This window comes from Vibrio sp. MMG023 (assembly GCF_021654215.1).
Classification (GTDB): Bacteria; Pseudomonadota; Gammaproteobacteria; order Enterobacterales; family Vibrionaceae; genus Vibrio; species Vibrio jasicida.
Genome location: NZ_JAKFZP010000004.1, coordinates 103,436 through 120,906 on the forward strand (window position 1 = coordinate 103,436; position 17,471 = coordinate 120,906).

Annotated in this window: 12 protein-coding genes; 7 read left to right on the top strand and 5 right to left on the bottom strand. The window is 43.7% G+C overall.

Features of this window, described 5'->3' with window-relative positions; genetic code table 11:
• Position 1: 1 nt before the first annotated feature.
• A complete protein-coding gene (locus L1076_RS13960; RefSeq protein ID WP_045407785.1) occupies positions 2–1,435 on the bottom strand; it encodes an aldehyde dehydrogenase family protein in 1,434 nt (477 codons plus the stop codon).
• Positions 1,436–2,097: 662 nt separating this feature from the next.
• Between L1076_RS13960 and L1076_RS13965 the strand changes: the two genes are divergently transcribed.
• The 5 genes from L1076_RS13965 to L1076_RS13985 all read left to right on the top strand — a co-directional run bounded on the left by L1076_RS13965 (position 2,098) and on the right by L1076_RS13985 (position 8,348).
• Positions 2,098–4,212, top strand: coding sequence for an LruC domain-containing protein (locus tag L1076_RS13965; RefSeq protein WP_237303813.1), 2,115 nt, complete (start codon positions 2,098–2,100; stop codon positions 4,210–4,212).
• A gap of 12 nt (positions 4,213–4,224) precedes the next feature.
• Positions 4,225–4,698, top strand: coding sequence for a hypothetical protein (locus L1076_RS13970; protein WP_104026461.1), 474 nt, complete (start codon positions 4,225–4,227; stop codon positions 4,696–4,698).
• 151 nt (positions 4,699–4,849) lie between these two features.
• Positions 4,850–5,149: a hypothetical protein gene (locus L1076_RS13975; protein WP_038873795.1), complete on the top strand. Its 300-nt coding sequence runs from the start codon at positions 4,850–4,852 to the stop codon at positions 5,147–5,149.
• Positions 5,150–5,204: 55 nt separating this feature from the next.
• Positions 5,205–6,035: a sulfurtransferase gene (locus L1076_RS13980; protein WP_039977716.1), complete on the top strand. Its 831-nt coding sequence runs from the start codon at positions 5,205–5,207 to the stop codon at positions 6,033–6,035.
• 21 nt (positions 6,036–6,056) lie between these two features.
• Positions 6,057–8,348, top strand: coding sequence for an EAL domain-containing protein (locus L1076_RS13985; RefSeq protein ID WP_237303814.1), 2,292 nt, complete (start codon positions 6,057–6,059; stop codon positions 8,346–8,348).
• A gap of 66 nt (positions 8,349–8,414) precedes the next feature.
• Here L1076_RS13985 and L1076_RS13990 read toward each other — a convergent pair whose 3' ends face one another.
• Positions 8,415–9,710: a glycoside hydrolase family 18 protein gene (locus L1076_RS13990; protein WP_104038183.1), complete on the bottom strand. Its 1,296-nt coding sequence runs from the start codon at positions 9,708–9,710 to the stop codon at positions 8,415–8,417.
• Positions 9,711–9,836: 126 nt separating this feature from the next.
• A complete protein-coding gene (locus L1076_RS13995) occupies positions 9,837–10,838 on the bottom strand; it encodes a sugar-binding transcriptional regulator (RefSeq protein ID WP_038873779.1) in 1,002 nt (333 codons plus the stop codon).
• 464 nt (positions 10,839–11,302) lie between these two features.
• Between L1076_RS13995 and tal the strand changes: the two genes are divergently transcribed.
• Both tal and tkt read left to right on the top strand, forming a co-directional pair.
• Positions 11,303–12,253, top strand: a complete 951-nt coding sequence (gene tal, locus L1076_RS14000; protein WP_038873776.1) for a transaldolase — start codon at positions 11,303–11,305, stop codon at positions 12,251–12,253.
• A 79-nt stretch (positions 12,254–12,332) separates the two neighbouring features.
• Positions 12,333–14,324 (top strand): transketolase, encoded by a 1,992-nt coding sequence (gene tkt, locus L1076_RS14005; protein ID WP_039977721.1) that lies wholly within the window; start codon positions 12,333–12,335, stop codon positions 14,322–14,324.
• 122 nt (positions 14,325–14,446) lie between these two features.
• Here the strand turns inward: tkt and L1076_RS14010 are convergent, their stop codons facing one another.
• Positions 14,447–16,009 (bottom strand): methyl-accepting chemotaxis protein, encoded by a 1,563-nt coding sequence (locus L1076_RS14010; protein ID WP_237303815.1) that lies wholly within the window; start codon positions 16,007–16,009, stop codon positions 14,447–14,449.
• 218 nt (positions 16,010–16,227) lie between these two features.
• On the bottom strand, positions 16,228–17,400 hold the full coding sequence (locus tag L1076_RS14015; RefSeq protein ID WP_038875390.1) for an MFS transporter: 1,173 nt from the start codon (positions 17,398–17,400) through the stop codon (positions 16,228–16,230).
• Between the last annotated feature and the right edge of the window lie 71 nt (positions 17,401–17,471).

A 17,471-nucleotide genomic window follows, 5' to 3' on the forward strand; every position in this document is an offset into this window, starting at 1 on the left:
TTTAAGGGACGAAAACCAAGAACTTATCTTCTTCAAGAAATCGGGTTTGCTCTATTTCTACAGATACATCCTTGGTGGTGAAACTATATGGCCTTTCATGAGACACAAATCGAACTAAACGTTGTAGTGGTCGCATCGCATCATGTGCGCCGCCTGCTCTAAATATATTGTTCATTCCGGATTCAACTATTCGCTCAACACCTTTTTGAGCAAATACATCTCGGTATTTAATTGATGCATCCCAAGGGTAGAACGAAATTGTTTGAGTTTTATGCTTAGCGATATAATCAACAACATCTTCAACCTTGTTTATTTTGTGAATATAAACACAACGACTTAAAGGATGGTTATATTCAACACCAGCTTCTGATTCTATAATCATCCACTTATTATCTGGTTCCGATATAACATTGAGACCTGAGAATTGACACTCTAGCCGAGTAAAGGAAAATAAAGCCTCTTCATCAAAGCTTTGCTTGGACTTAGGGAGTATATTTTCATAAAGACATAGTTTTTCTACTAACTTATCTTTAAAAGCTTCGTAGTTATTCCCACAAAAATATATATTTTGAGTAGAGAAGCAAGCATTTTGGTCATAAAAGCAAATATCATGAGCGACGCCGGAAGCGGCCTCATCTAAGTTGGTCGGTTCATCTAAAATGGTAAAACTTTTTTTAGGACCAAACTTCAAAACATCAATGTGTGAAGGCGAATGCTTAACGGCCCAATCAATTGCATCCTGCCCGCCCCAAGCAACAACTGCATCCATATGACTAATTAGCTCTTCCGCAATTGTCGTATCTGCCTTATGGGGCCAATAGACGACGGAGAGTGACTTGGAAATCGGGTGTTCTGGGTTCACATCAATGAAGCTCATTACTAGCGCATGGGCAGTAAACGGATCAGAAGCCGACATTCGAACGATACATTGATTCTTGGTCAAGATGCCGCGCAATATCGATGTCACACCAGAGAGAGGGACATTACCCGCAAGCAAATGCATGACTCGTCCTTTCGGAAAGGCTTTTACATAGCACTCTCCTTGAGGCAACCATTCATCCTGAATATGAGCAGACCCAAGTTCTGTATTAATAATGTCGTACAAGGCACTTTTAGAGCAGAGAATCATCGCGATCCAATTTGCCTCTAACTTCGCCATTTGTGGTGAGTAACCTAAATAAGTAATTAGAGTCCTAATGTATGCTCTTCTTCTTGAGTATTCTTCATTCTTCCAACGTTGGCCTACTGTATAAAGAAAATTGATAATATTATTTACATTTAGATCACTCAAAAAGTCATAATGAAGTATTTGTGACAAAATTTCATGGTTCAGAGAATCTATCTTTACTTTTTTTTCTTCAAAAGTGATCTCATAACCTTTTTCTTCAGTAGAAACTATTTGACCATTTATAATCAATGGTAAGTGTTTTTCCATATCAAAAGCTCTCCTTCTAATTTGGAAAAACATTAGTTCTTAGCATTTGAGATTGAAAGAAATTTCATGTCAAAATATAAATAACATTACATCAATCAAACTAATTAGGTTTTATATAAACTAATGGCATTATAGTTTATATTGATTATAGTTATTCATGACATTTAAATAGGTTATAAATTTCAGTTATTTCTATTGTTAGACTCATCAAATGTTTGATAATGATAACCATTAACTCATGCATAAATACAACATACTTTAATTAGAATCTTTTCTTGTAAAGCAATCTAGGCCAAGTTAGCTCAGGCGCTTAAACAAAAGCACATATGGAAAATATGCAAAACAATGCATAATCTATAAAATTAGATACACAAAATCACACCATACACACCGAAAAGACCATGCATAAAAAAGGGGCTTAGGTGGAAAGTTTGTTCAAAATTACCCCGCCACGCATTAAAACCTAAACTTAAGCATCGCTACATTTAACGATTGCCCCAGAGTGGTTTTAAATTTTCAGAAATCGACATCAATTAAATTTTCATTTTGACTTTCAGATTAGAAATTGCAAAAAGCGGAAAACTTAATTCTTATATATCAACAACTTAAAAGTGGCACATTCCTTTCATTGCATATATTACAAATCAATGAGAGGGCGAATCATGAAAAGGACATCACTACTACTCGGGTCTCTTCTGGTAAGCGCATACGTCAACGCTGCACCGTTTGATACCTGCCCAAGCAAGGCATATTTGTTCCAATCAACCCCGGTTCAAATCTATGGCGTCAATTTGGTTACAGGTTCTACGACTCTTTTAGAGGACGACACAGGTTTGGCTTCGGGCATTAACGGTGTAGGTTTTAACTTCACTGACCGTTATATCTACGGCTACGACACCACAAATAAAAAGATTGTTCGTCTTGGTCAAGACTTCCAAGCAGAGACGCTTGATGTTTCTGGTCTTCCTACCGACCACACGTTTTACGTAGGTGACGTTTACAACCACGTCTACTACTTGTACCGCAAAGGCAAAGGACTTTTCTCCATTGACCTTTCTCCACTCGATTCTGATCCAAATGCGACATTGAGCATCGTGAAAATTAGTTCAACAGCGACGGTGAACCTAACCGACTTTGCATTCCATCCAGGCGACGGTTCCCTTTACGGCATCGACAATAATTCTGGAGTGCTGTACCAGTTCAACCCATCGAATGGTAATACGACTGCGATAGGTGATACAGGCGAGTTAGGTACATTTGGTGCTGGTTATTTCGATGTTAACGGCAACTATTACGTATCACGCAACCAAGACGGAAAAATCTATCGCATTGACCTATCAGCCGGCAATTCCGCCAATATCGCTGCCGGCATTGTTCCTGCGGTCGAGTTTGTTTCTAACGGCCCAAGTTCAAGCCAAAATGACGGTGCTCGATGTGCCAATGCGCCTGTGATTGACGAAGACGATCCGATCGACTTTGGTGACGCACCGGACACTTACAGTACAACGCTTGCTTCAAATGGTCCACGTCACGAAGTCGATGACGTTACTTGGCTCGGGTCTGTCGGTCCAGACGGTGATTCTGATGGGCAAGCAGACGACAACGCAGTTGGTGCTGCCGATGAAGATGGCGTTGGTTTTGTTGCTGCTCTCGACCCAGGCTTGAGTTCCGTTATCGAAGTAACCGCATCAACAACAGGCTATCTATCCGCTTGGTTTGACTGGAACCGCGATGGTGACTTTGATGATGATGGCGAGCAAGTCTTCACCAATGAGCTTCTCGCTGCGGGTAGCAACTCCCTTCCGTTTGTTGTTTCTGCCGCTGCGACCGCCGGTTCAAGCTGGAGCCGTTTCCGTTTTAGTCAACAAACTGACCTTAATTATGATGGTGGTTCAACATCAGGCGAGGTGGAAGATCACCCAATCACAATAACGGCTAATGGTTACGCTGTGGAGCACTTCCCAGCAGTAGACGATTACGCATCCGTTGCTTATGAAGACAACTGGCCATATACAGCGGACTATGACATGAATGATGTCGTTGTTGACCTACAAATCACAGAAACCACGTTGGCTGGTCATGTCGAAAACATCAAAATCTCGGGCAAATTGGTCGCTTACGGTGCCACCTATAAAAATGGCTTTGCTATTCGATTACCTGGTGTATCACGAAGCAGTATCGAAACCGCGTTGACAACACTGACATTTGATGGTGTTGAGCAAGCGTCAAACGGACTGGAAAGCATCTCTGATGAAGCAATATTTATCATTGGTGAAGACATGAGTGTTCACGCAAGCAGCAGCGGTGGATGTACTTTCTTTAGAACCGAATTTGACTGTGATACCAATACTGCACTGTTGGATTTTACCCTCAACATCTACTTTACAGAAGGTTCTGATCGATCTGCGATAACCGATATGCCATACGACCCGTTCATCTTTGCAACACCAAATACTTACCATGGCGACGGCATCACTTTCCAACCAGGTCGTAAATGGGAAGTGCACTTACCTGGACAAGCACCAACTGAGCAATTCGATACATCCTTATATGGCCGAGGTGTCGATGCAAGTTTGAATGGCTCAAACAACTACTTCAAAACAGCAACTTACCTTCCTTGGGCTCTACTTATTGTAGAAGACTGGGAGTGGCCTTTAGAACGAATTGACATGGTTGAAGCCTACCCTGCATTCCAAACTTGGGCTGAGTCTGGAGGTACAGAGAGCGAAACCTGGCACCAATCACCAACAGCCGACAAGTGCTACAACCGTCCATAGGGAGATAATATTATGAAATACTTAACCACAATCATTATGGGATTAGCACTAACGGCATGTGGCGGTGGCGGCGGTGGTGGAGGCGGCAGTAGCAGCGACGATGATAGTTCAACACCACCACCAGCACCACCTCCAACAACAGTGACGGTTCCGGAAGAAGAGACCACCATGCAGGATTTAGTGGTACCAGAAGGCTTTAACTACAATCCAGTGAAAGAAGGCACACTTAGTGTCGATATCAGTGGTTTCTCTTCTCAACGTGCGCATTTAAGCTTGTATAAGGACTTCCAAGAAGACAGCGCAGGTAACTACAAAGCCAGTTACCCCAGCAAAGTGGCTTCTATACCCTTGAGCAATGGCCAAGCAGATTTTGATTTCAATATCTCTGACAGCCAAGGTGATTTACTGGTCGAGATTTGGTTTTACGATGGCACTGACCCAATTCGACGAGTTATTTCCACCAGTGATACGAGCTTAACGTTGTAGTCTCTGACCAAACCGAAAGGTAATAACGGTACGAACAACAAGCTTTACCGCATAATTGTCCATACTTTAACTTAAAAATCGCATCGTTCTTTTGAACATGCGATTTTTTTATTGTAAAACAGAAGGATTACTGAAGATGCGGGAAAACACGTTGGACAACCCCAAAACCTACATTTTTGTCTTTTCAGGTACCATACTGCTGTTAGTTTTTGTGCTTTGGTTAACATCATCAGAGAAAAACCAAACCGTCACTACAACGGTGATAAGTAATACATTAACTCAATCGCTTGACGGACAACGCCGATACTTAACCATCGATTTACCTGAACAAGGTCAAGCACCTATCTCGGTCCCTGTAACGGTAAATTGCCCAGTAGGTTCAACGGTGACATTCAACCAAACCACAGGTTCTCTCTTCGAGCAGCCGCTCACATTTTTGAAATGCGAATAAGCCTATTCTGCTCATTTATACAACGGCTTCATGCCATGGTAAGGAAGCACAAAACATGCAAGCACTGATTACTGTCAATGAATTACAACCACTCTTAGGTAAACCAAACCTTAAGCTCTTAGATGCGAGCATTGCTTTTCAAATTCCATCCGAAACAAAGAAAATTCAGAACCAATGGATTTCTGGTACGCAGCGTTTTGATTATGACAATAACTTTTGTTTACCGAATTCCCCCCTTCCCCACATGATGCCAACGGAAGCTGACTTCAATAACCGCGCACAACAGTTGGGGCTGAATAACGATGATCTCATCGTGATCTATGACAACTCAGGCACCCTAGCAGCACCAAGAGCATGGTGGATGTTAAAAGCAATGGGGCATAACAATGTTCGTGTTTTGAATGGCGGTTTACCCGCTTGGATTGACGCGGGTTTCCCCGTCGTAGACACACTTGTACAACCCAAAGAACTAGGTAATTTTTCTGGCAAATTGGATGAAAAGGCATTTTTAGATGCCCAAGCGGTTCTTAGCCACTCAAATCACCAAAGTGCAAATATTATTGATGCTCGTTCCAAGGCTCGTTTTTTAGGTGAAGTGCCAGAACCTCGAGAAGGTCTACGCAGTGGGCACATTCCGCATGCGGTTTGCTTGCCGTTTCAAGAACTATTAACGGACGGTCACATTAAGCCAAATTCAGAGTTGCAACAGATATTTAGCGAACTAACAATAAATAATGATAAATCAATCATTTTCAGTTGTGGTTCTGGTGTCACTGCGTGCATTTTGTTACTAGCAGCGTATCAACTAGGCATGCAAAAACTATCGGTTTATGACGGGTCATGGACAGAATGGGGCGCAGACCAATCCCTACCTATCGAGTGCTAATTTAGGAGCTATCAAAATAATATGATCGGATTAAAGAAGAACATTTGGACGCTGTACATAACGCTTTTCGCAATTAGCGTCGGTTTGTTTTCTTTATTTGGTCATTATCACTACGAATCCACCCTCGATAAATACAAAGACAAGCAGCTCTTACAATTGGAGCTGTTTGCTTCATCGGTCGATTCACTCTTTAAAGCACAAGAAACCCTTCTTGAAGTTGTCGGTCATCAGCTTGTTGAGCAAAATGACTTCACGCGCACCGCCTCTCTTCAGATGCGTCCGCTGCTAGACAATCTTATGAGTATCCACCCAGCAATCGCTGCATTTGGTTTAACAAACCCTCAAGGAGATTACCTTGCAATAAGCTCCAACTTAGATTTGCAAAAACTAAAGAACCTCAATCAAAATCCGCAAACCAAAGACACATTCATTGCCGCACTTGAATCTAATCATATGGTCGTTGGACGCACGTATTTTATGCCTGCTCTCGATTCATTGGTGATCCCAATTAGAAAAGCAATTCGTGATAAACAGGGACGAGTCACTGCTGTAATGACGGCAGGCTTCAAAATGAATTCTTCCTTGGTCTTTAGAAATGATATTCATGCCAACGAGCACAATCGCGTTTCCCTAGTACGTGAAGATGGCTACTTAACGTTTACATCCGCAGAGCAGGCGACGGTTTACAGTTATAACCATCCTGCTGATGGCCATAAAAAATCAATCGTTTTTGAGCAAGTAGACAAAAAATATGGCTGGAGCCGAGATACTGTCAAATCACTAGCGAGCGCGGTAAATATTGTTGCAGATGATCCTAGAATCAATCAACTCGTGACGTTAAAGTATTTGCCTGACTATAAACTTTGGGCTTCTTCATCTACTGATCTCAGATATATCCAAAGTGGATTCTTTGAGCAATTCGCTCTTTATTCCATCGTATTCATTTTCATTCAAGCTGGTTTTTATGCGCTCGTCCGCTCCATTGCGAACAACGAATTGGCGACGCGAGAGAAACTCTTATATCAAGCGCACCATGACCACCTCACTCTCCTGCCCAATCGTGAATATTTGCGAACCCACATCGGTCGCTGGCTAGGAGGGGCTTCCAACCCTTTTACTCTGATGTTTATTGATGTCGATAACTTTAAATCGGTCAACGACACACACGGCCATGAATTTGGCGACGAAGTGTTAAAACAAATTGCTCAGCGCCTAAAAACGTTTGAAGCGGAAGGACGATTGATTATCCGAGAAGCCAGTGATGAGTTCATCCTTCTTGTCAATCTCGTAGATAAAGCCAGCATCAATACGCTTGCTAGCGATCTCATCGCTTATTTATCCGAACCTTACATTGTTAAAGACAACCAATTCTTACTCAGTTGCAGCATTGGTATTGCACTTTACCCATCCCATGGCAACAACCTAGATGCACTGCTTCGCTCAGCCGATATTGCGATGTACCAAGCGAAAAAAGAGCGAAACACCTACAGCTTGTTTGACCAACAGATGCATGTAAAGCACTTGCACAAAATGCGCATCGAACAGCGTTTAAGACTAGCCATCGAGAGACAAAGCCTGTTTATGGTTTATCAGCCTCAACTGAACGTAAATGGACAGGTTTATGGCGTGGAAGCGTTGATTCGCTGGCAAGACGAAGAGCTTGGTTTTGTACCACCCAATGAATTTATTCCTTTGGCCGAAAGCTCTGGTTTAATGGTTCGTCTGGGAGAGTTGATAATAGAAAAAAGCCTTATTGATATGGCAAGGTTGATGGCAACTTCACACCAACCGATTCAAATGTCGATCAACATATCGGTCAAGCAATTTATTCAGGTAAACTTCGTCGACAATCTCCTTGCATCGATTGAAAAACATGGTGTTGACCAAAATCGAATTACGTTGGAGATAACCGAAAACTTGTTCATTGAGGATTTGGACAAGTTCGCACCGATTTGCGAACGCTTACACCAATTAGGCTTTAAAATTTCACTGGATGACTTCGGTACGGGTTACTCTTCTTTGAGTATGCTGAGAGCCCTTCCAATTGATGAGGTAAAGATTGATAAAAGCTTTGTCGATAACATCGAAGAGGACGAAAAAGCCCTCAACATGGTGCAAAACATCATCGCCATTGGTAAGAATTTTGGTATGAAGGTCTTAGCGGAAGGTGTAGAAACAAAGCAACAACGTGATCAGCTTGCTGTTTGTGGTTGCGACCTAATCCAAGGCTACTTCTATTCCAAACCACTGCTTTTTGAGGCGTTGATAGAATTTGCACAACAAAGCAGCAATGAAAAAGCCGTCGCAGAATAACAACGGCTTGTTTTCATTATTACGTTAGTGTCATCGTAAACCAGCGAAAAAGATGCCTTCGAATGCTTACTTCTGCATTTCTTTATACATCACTTCGACGAGCTCACCTTTCGGATCGCCAGACAGCTCCCAAGTAAAAATACCGCCGAGTTTTGCTTGTTTAGCCCAATCTGCTTTGGCTTTAATTGAACGCTGATCTTCAAACGAAATAAAAACTTTCTTATCTGGATTCCACAAATAAGGAGCTTGTGATTGCTCGTCATATTTGTATTCGTAACCTTGTTTAGCACTGTAGTTCTTCATCAAATCCCAGAACATGAAATAGCCATTCTCACCAGTACCAAACTGCGCACCTTGTTCTGAAACCAAATCCTGTGTTGGCAAATCACCGGAGAAGTCTTTAGTCCCTTGCCAGCCGCGTCCATAGAAAGCAGCACCAATCACCAACTTCTCACTAGGGATACCCAATTCAATCATCTGGTTAATGAAAACATCTGCGCCCATGCCCCACCAGCTGCGTTCGGTAGCGTGCAAGTTAGTCGTATGTCCAGTTTGTTGACCCCAACCACCTAGAAAGTCGTAAGTCATTGCGAACATATTCGTTAGGTAAGGTTGTGCCGCTTTCCAATCAATGCCTGCCGCTTTTGAACCAACGCCCACTGCCGTAGAAAGCTCATATTCGCGTTTTGTTTGTTTCGCTAATGCATCTAAGTCACCACGCATGGTTTTTACAAGATAAGTGAATGCATCACGTTCTAACGCTTTCTGCTCATCGGTCAGTTTGGTATCAGGGTTCCAAGGCGATGTGGTTAAACCGCCGCCACCTGGGTATTCCCAGTCAAGATCGATCCCATCGAAGAAATCGTAATGAGCAATTAACTCGACGGCCGTTTTTGAGAACTGATCCATCGCTTGCTTGTTCTTCGCCATTGCGTGAAACGGTTCAGACATGGTCCAGCCACCAAAAGAAGGCAGAATTGTTAAATCAGGATATTGCTTCTTAAGCTCAGCGAGTTGAGCAAAATGCCCCTTGTAAGGCACTTTGACAGAAACTGGGCCAAAATCTTTCTCAAGCGCGGCTTCGGTATCAACAAGAATCGCGGTGTAAGGTTCTTTGCCTTCGCATTGTTTGGCAACGAGCTTTTGAACCGTTTCCGACGCACCAGTATGAGGACCACACATGCTTAAAAATGCGTAAATAATATGGGTAAGGTTGTCCGCTGGGATGTCTTTCACTGTGTATGGGTTTTCAGCATTCGCGTATTGCCAATCAGCGAAGTAGCCTGCAACGACCTTTTGCTCAGCTTGAGCAACCCCAGTTAACCCCGTAAATAGTGCAGCTGCGAGAAGTGTTTTTTTCATGGTTTCCTCCAGAGTAATCAATTCCAAATTACTCCTGAGGAATATTTTTAACTTGCAAACGAAATCAGGCTGCGAGTGATCTATAAATCCTCGCAGCCTGATTACATAAGTTGCATATTATTTGTGCTAAACCTCTGATGCTTCGCTATCGTGCATTTGCTCATCTAAGTTCAAAACGGTAAGTGCGTTACTCACACTCGTCGCGATAACATCAATAACTCCAGTTCTCAATGCTCCTAGTAGCGCAAGAGGTTTACTGTTTTCTGCGGCAATGGCGATGACTTCAGCAATGGGGCGGAATTCATCAATCCCTAAACCTATCACTCGATCGCTCATGACAGTGTTTGCCACGTTCCCATGAATATCAAAGAAATCATATCCAGCAAAGTCTCCGACAACACCTTGCATCAATCGTGATTGCACGACTTCATCTGGAGTAAACCAACCAAGGTCAACCATGTAACTGTTTTCACTCATATCACCGATGCCGACCAAAGCGACATCAGCTTTACGTGCAAGATCTAGCGTTTGTTTGACCGTCGCGTTTTGCATAAACGCAACTTTTTGCTCTCGGTTTTCTGCATAAGCTGGTGCGTACAAGGTTTCAGAAGTGCCACCGTATTTCTTCGCAAACTGTCGGCAAATATGGTCGGCGTTAAACATACCACCACGCGGGTGAATACCACCGATGCCACACACGAATTTACAATCTCGCGGGGTAATTACACCAACGTGATGTGCGACAGAAGACACGTTTCGCCCCTGCCCTACAGACACCACCATGCCATTTTTGAGCGTGCTGGTTAAATAGTTAGAAACCAAGCCCGAAACCTGCAATCGTTGTGCTTCTTCATTCGGCTGGTCGAGCGCAACCAATGCTCGCTTAACACCAAATCGTTCAATTAGACGTTGTTCAATTTTGGCGCTAAATACTGGGTGATACTTTACGGTAATTTCGACAATGCCTTCATCACGTGCCTGCTTTAGCATTCGGCCAACTTTGGCACGTGAAATCGCGAATTTTTTTGATATTTCTTCTTGCGTCGCACCATCCTGATAATAAGCAACGGAGATCTCCGTCAACAAGTCTGTGCTTTCAATAGAAATATCTTGGTTAGAACTGCTCATGGTTTTCTCGCCCTTTTAGAGGATCGACATTGTATGCGGTAGTGAGCATCTGCTCATTGACTTAGCATATGTTACCTAGCAATTTTAACGTTACATTTGCTCACTGCAATAACATTTTCTCAGTGGCAATTTGTCACTTTTAGATGACTGTTCAAGCCTTGAACAATAAGGGCAAACGTTTAATTCGTTCAACGACTAAACATCCAAGAAAAAAACGTTGATGAAGCTCACTATAAGTCAGCTTCCCCGATTGACTTTCAGCATGGATAGGATAAATATGGACACATCATTTACTCAGCTACCGATCATATGTTCAGAGCAAATGTTCGGTACCGAAATTTTCCGTAGTTGGTTGAGCAGATGTCTCGTTAATTATGATGAGACGATTGGCCGACTCGCTTGCAAATGCACAAGCTGTGGTTCAGATAACCACACTTAAGCCCATTTATATAGGATGATCGATTATGAGCAACAAGTTAGAGCAACTTCGTAAACTAACGACTGTAGTAGCGGACACTGGTGAAATTGACGCAATCAAAAAGTACCAACCAGAAGATGCGACAACTAACCCATCTCTTATCCTAAAAGCGGCTCAAATCGAAGAGTACGCGCCTCTGATCGATGCTTCTATCGAGTACGCAAAAGCGCAAAGCAATGATAAAGCACAACAAGTTCAAGACACTTGTGACATGCTTGCTGTAAACATCGGTAAAGAAATTCTGACAACGATTCCAGGTCGTATCTCAACAGAAGTAGACGCTCGTCTTTCTTACGATACAGAAGGCAGCGTGGCTAAAGCTCGCCAGCTTGTGAAAATGTACAACGATGCAGGCATCACTAACGATCGCATCCTAATCAAACTAGCTTCTACTTGGGAAGGTATCCGTGCTGCTGAAATCCTAGAGAAAGAAGGCATCAACTGTAACCTAACGCTTCTATTCTCATTCGCACAAGCTCGCGCATGTGCTGAAGCTGGCGTATTCCTAATCTCTCCATTCGTTGGTCGTATCATGGACTGGTACAAAGCGAAAGAAGGTCGTGACTTCGAAGCATCTGAAGATCCAGGCGTAATTTCAGTAACTGACATCTACAACTACTACAAAGAGCACGGCTACAACACGGTTGTTATGGGCGCAAGTTTCCGTAACATCGGCGAGATCCTAGAACTTGCTGGTTGTGACCGTCTAACTATCGCTCCTGCTCTTCTAGCTGAACTAGAAGCGGCTGAAGGTGAGGTAGTTGAGAAGTTGGTTGACTCTAAGGGCTCGAAAGAGCGCCCAGCGCCAATGACTCATGCTGAGTTCCTATGGGAGCACAACCTAGATGCTATGGCAGTTGAGAAAGTTGCAGAAGGTATCCGCAACTTCGCCGTTGACCAAGGCAAACTAGAAGACATGATCGCAGCTAAGCTGTAATCACACAGAATTAAAAAAGGGGAACGTTTGCGTTCCCCTTTCAATTTCCAATTCCAATATTGAAAGACTGGTAGTTATTATGGACCGTAAAAATCTAGCTAATGCTATTCGTGCACTAAGCATGGATGGTGTACAACAAGCAAACTCTGGCCACCCAGGCGCACCTATGGGTATGGCTGACATCGCTGAAGTACTTTGGCGCTCTCACCTGAACCACAACCCATCGAACCCAGAGTGGGCTGATCGTGACCGTTTCGTGCTATCTAACGGTCACGGCTCTATGCTGATCTACTCTCTACTGCACTTAGCAGGCTACGAGTTGTCTATCGATGATCTTAAGAACTTCCGTCAGCTTCACTCTAAAACTCCTGGTCACCCAGAGTACGGCTACGCACCAGGTATCGAGACAACAACTGGTCCTCTAGGTCAAGGCATCACTAACGCAGTTGGTATGGCGATGGCTGAGAAAGCGCTAGCGGCACAGTTTAATAAAGAAGGCCACGACATCGTTGATCACTTCACTTACGTGTTCATGGGCGACGGCTGTCTAATGGAAGGTATCTCGCATGAGGCATGTTCTCTTGCTGGTACGCTAGGCCTAGGTAAACTGATCGCATTCTGGGATGACAACGGCATCTCTATCGACGGTCACGTTGAAGGTTGGTTCTCTGACGACACGCCTAAGCGTTTTGAATCTTACGGCTGGCACGTTATCCCAGCAGTAGATGGTCACGATGCTGAAGCAATCAATGCTGCTATTGAAGCGGCAAAAGCAGATCCTCGCCCTACGCTGATCTGTACTAAAACCATCATCGGTTTTGGTTCACCAAACAAATCTGGTTCGCACGACTGTCATGGTGCACCACTAGGCGCTGAAGAAATTGCAGCGACACGTAAACAACTTGGTTGGGAGCACGGTCCTTTTGAAATTCCGTCGGAAGTCTACGCAGAGTGGGATGCGAAAGAAGCAGGCGCAGCTAAGGAAGCAGCGTGGAACGAGAAACTTTCTGCTTATGAAGCAGCATACCCCGAGTTGGCGGCTGAGTTTAAGAGACGAGTAAACGGCGACCTACCAGCGGAATGGGAAGAGAAAGCAAACGCAATCATTGCTGATCTTCAAGCTAACCCAGCGAACATCGCATCACGTAAAGCATCTCAAAACGCACTAGAAGCGTTTGGTCAAATGCTTCCAGAATTCATGGGTGGCTCAGCTGACCTAGCGCCTTCTAACCTAACCATGTGGTCAGGTTCTAAATCTCTAGAAGCAAGCGACTTCTCTGGTAACTACATTCACTACGGTGTACGTGAATTCGGTATGACAGCGATCATGAACGGTATCGCACTACACGGCGGTTTTGTTCCTTACGGCGCAACGTTCCTAATGTTTATGGAATACGCTCGTAACGCAATGCGTATGGCTGCTCTGATGAAAATTCAGAACATCCAAGTTTACACGCACGACTCTATCGGTCTTGGCGAAGATGGTCCAACTCACCAACCAGTTGAGCAAATTGCATCTCTACGCCTAACGCCAAACATGAGCACATGGCGTCCATGTGACCAAGTTGAGTCTGCGGTAGCTTGGAAACTTGCGATTGAACGTAAAGATGGTCCGTCGGCTCTTATTTTCTCTCGTCAAAACCTAGCGCAACAAGAACGTACAGCTGAGCAAGTTGCAGATATCGCGAAAGGTGGTTACATCCTGAAAGACAGCGATGGCAAACCTGAGCTGATCCTTATTGCGACAGGTTCTGAAGTTGAACTAGCAGTGAAAGCAGCTGAGCAACTAACGGCTGAAGGTAAGAAAGTACGTGTTGTATCAATGCCTGCGACAGACACCTTCGACAAGCAAGACGCGGCTTACCGTGAATCAGTACTGCCATCAGACGTAACAGCACGTATCGCTATCGAAGCGGGCATTGCTGACTTCTGGTACAAGTACGTTGGCTTCGATGGTCGTATCATCGGTATGACAAGCTTCGGTGAATCTGCACCAGCTGACCAACTGTTCGAAATGTTTGGCTTTACTGTAGAAAACGCAGTAAACACAGCAAAAGAACTGCTAGCTTAATCGCTTAGTATTATCAGTTTTCTCTATTGCGAATGTGAAAACTGAAAAGCCCCGCTCTCTGCAGCGGGGCTTTATTTTATCTATCGATTATCGATGACGAATCCTAAAGCATCTAATCCAAGTTACTTCTCTTCAAACTGAATCGCAATTCGATAGAAGTCTTGTACTTGCTCTTTCAATTGTTGGCTGTTTTGCTCAACGGAGTGCGTCGCTGCTAAGTTCTGCTCTGCGGTAGAAGCAATCGAATGAATGTGTTGATTCACATCGCTAGATAACTGGAGCTGCTTATTCGCGGAATCAGCAACGTTGACCATTAATCCGCTCATGCTCTGCATCATTTGCTCAACTTCAGACAGGCGTAATGCGCTCTGTTCAGCGACCTGTGAGCACGTGTCCGTTTGATCTTTATTGGCGATAATGTCTTTTTGCCAGCTTTGAATCGTTGCCAGCATCGCTTCAATGGAAGCTTGAATTTGATCCGTCGCATTGGAAGTCCGTCCGGAAAGGGCTCTCACCTCGTCAGCAACGACGGCAAATCCACGTCCTTGCTCACCCGCTCTTGCAGCTTCAATGGCCGCATTCAACGCAAGTAAGTTAGTTTGGTCAGCAATCCCGCCTATCTCTTCCATCAATTGGCTTACCTTCTGAGCTTGGTCACTCAACTGATAAGTGGTCTCCGTGGCTTTTTCTGCTTGTAAGCTCAACTGTGACAAATTGATATGAGTTTGATCGATGGTTTCTTTCGCCATTAGACAAGACTTCAGTGTGTCATCGATCAATAGATGCGCGTCATGGGTGCTCGATGACACTGAATTGGCAGACGCTTCCATCGAATCCGCCGCATCGCGAACTTCATGAATGTCTTTATTTTGCTGTGTCAATGCTGTGAGTACTTCTGCCGTAGTATGACTCTGCTCTTCTGCGCAATTTTGTAATGGCATTGCTGAATCGGTCATTCGACCAAGTACCGTACGAATACGAGCCGACAGCATTTTGATATGAAAATCAGCGATAGAAAACGGCTTATTACCTGAATACACCAAACGACTTACACTGTCGTATTGCAACTGAAGTTTCTTAAACTGTTGTGGCGTATCAATGAGTTCTTGACGGAAAAGCAATGCCAGAACCCCTGCAGGCAGTAATGACGCCAGCCAAGCTAGAGGGCCATCTAGAGCTAAAGCGAAGCTCGTCATTGGCGCAACAAGTGCACCTAAAAGAATGCCATAACGCAGTGTTTCATTGAGCTTTAACGACCAAGTTCTACCAGACTTCTCTGCTTTCAACAGCCCCTGATACGCTTTAGCCGCAATATCTACCCATTCTCGCTTAGGTTTCACTCGAACCGATTGGTAACCTACAACTTCGTGTCCTTCATAGATTGGCGTTACATAAGCATCCACCCAATAATAACCGCCTGACTTAGTTTTGTTTTTCACAATACCTCGCCAAGCTTTTCCTTGTTTCAAACGTGTCCACATATCGCCGAATGCCGCTTTAGGCATATCACTATGGCGTACAATGTTATGGTTTTGACCAAGTAATTCTTCAGAGGTGTATTCAGCAATTCGGCAAAACGCATCGTTGCAATAAGTGATCACACCTTTTAAGTTTGTGGTAGAAACCAATTCATCGGTTTCTGAGAAGAGCGTTTCTTGAGCTTTGAGAGAAGATTGGGCTGACATAGATAGACTTCTATAATTATTATTAATTGCGACAGGTTGTATACACGAATGTTGTTTTTATTACAAAATGCTAGAGAAAAAATCTTACCGATGCGACATTTCAAGCCTAAAAAACTTACTTAGATAACAATAATTAACCAGCAAATCTAAACAATGTGAACTTCTAGACAAAAAAGACCCGGTTATAATGACCGGGTCTTATAAATTTCTATTAACGGTTACGCAGCTTGAGACTGAGTATCGTTATTCGCTTTAAGCACGAACACTACCATCACGAAAATAACGAACGGAAGTACATATAGGTTTAGATTTTGCCATCCCACCGTCGACTCCAACCAACCAGAGAGCAATGCAGTAATCGTCACGCAACTGAATACAAAGAACTCATTGAATGCCTGAGCTTTGCTTTTGTTCTTAGCCTCATAACTTTGGCTAAATAAGCTTGTTGCGGCGATAAACATAAAATTCCAGCCAACCCCAAGTAAAATCAACGCCGTGCTGAAGTGCCAGATTGAAAGGCCATGCATGTTGATCGCAATACACGCAATAAACAAAACGCCACCAGCTAATATCAACTTCTTAGCCCCAAACTTCTCAATCAAACTTCCGGTGAAGAAAGCCGGCACAAACATGCCTAATACGTGCCATTCAATAACACCTGCCGCTCTCGTGAAATCGAAACCACAACCAATCATCGCAAGTGGTGTCGCAGTCATAAGAATGTTCATTACTGCATAAGCCACCATGGCTGCCATCACGGCAATCATGAAGTTTGGCTTTCTAATGATCGCAGTAATCGAATCTGGCTTAGTATCAATTGACTGTGCGTGAGCCGGAGGGAACTGAATAGTTTGTAGCAATATTAAGGCCGTAACATAGAGCACAATCAAAACAGCAAAAGCACTGATATAGAGCCCGCCATCCGACCATTGTTGTGAATAAACCGCTAAGTTTGGTCCTAATACAGCCGCCAATACGCCACCAGCCATCGATATAGAAATTGCTCTATGCCTTGCAGATTCATCACATACTTCAATGGCAGCGAACCGATATAAAGTGCCAAAACCGATGCCAATACCCAACAAAAAGGTAGCAGTACAAAAAAGAGTGAAGTTTTGTTGTGACAATGCGTAAGTCGCCAACGAAGCACCAAGAATACCAATGACGTTACCGAGGCTAAAGCCCAGTCGTCGTCCCAGTTTCCCCATAATTAAAGAAGCGGGAATCGTTGCTGACATTAACCCTAAAAATTGCAACGCGACAGGTAGAGTAATCATGCTTGATGACGGGGCAATTTGTTTACCGATCAGGGCAATAACTGAAATCAGTAAGATGTTTCCTGTCATGAGCAAAGCTTGGCAAAGTGACAGTAACCAGACGTTTCTGTTCATCTCATTCCTTGAGTATTTCTAATCTATGCAATTACATTAGCGGATTTGGTCCATAAATACATGAGATAGTT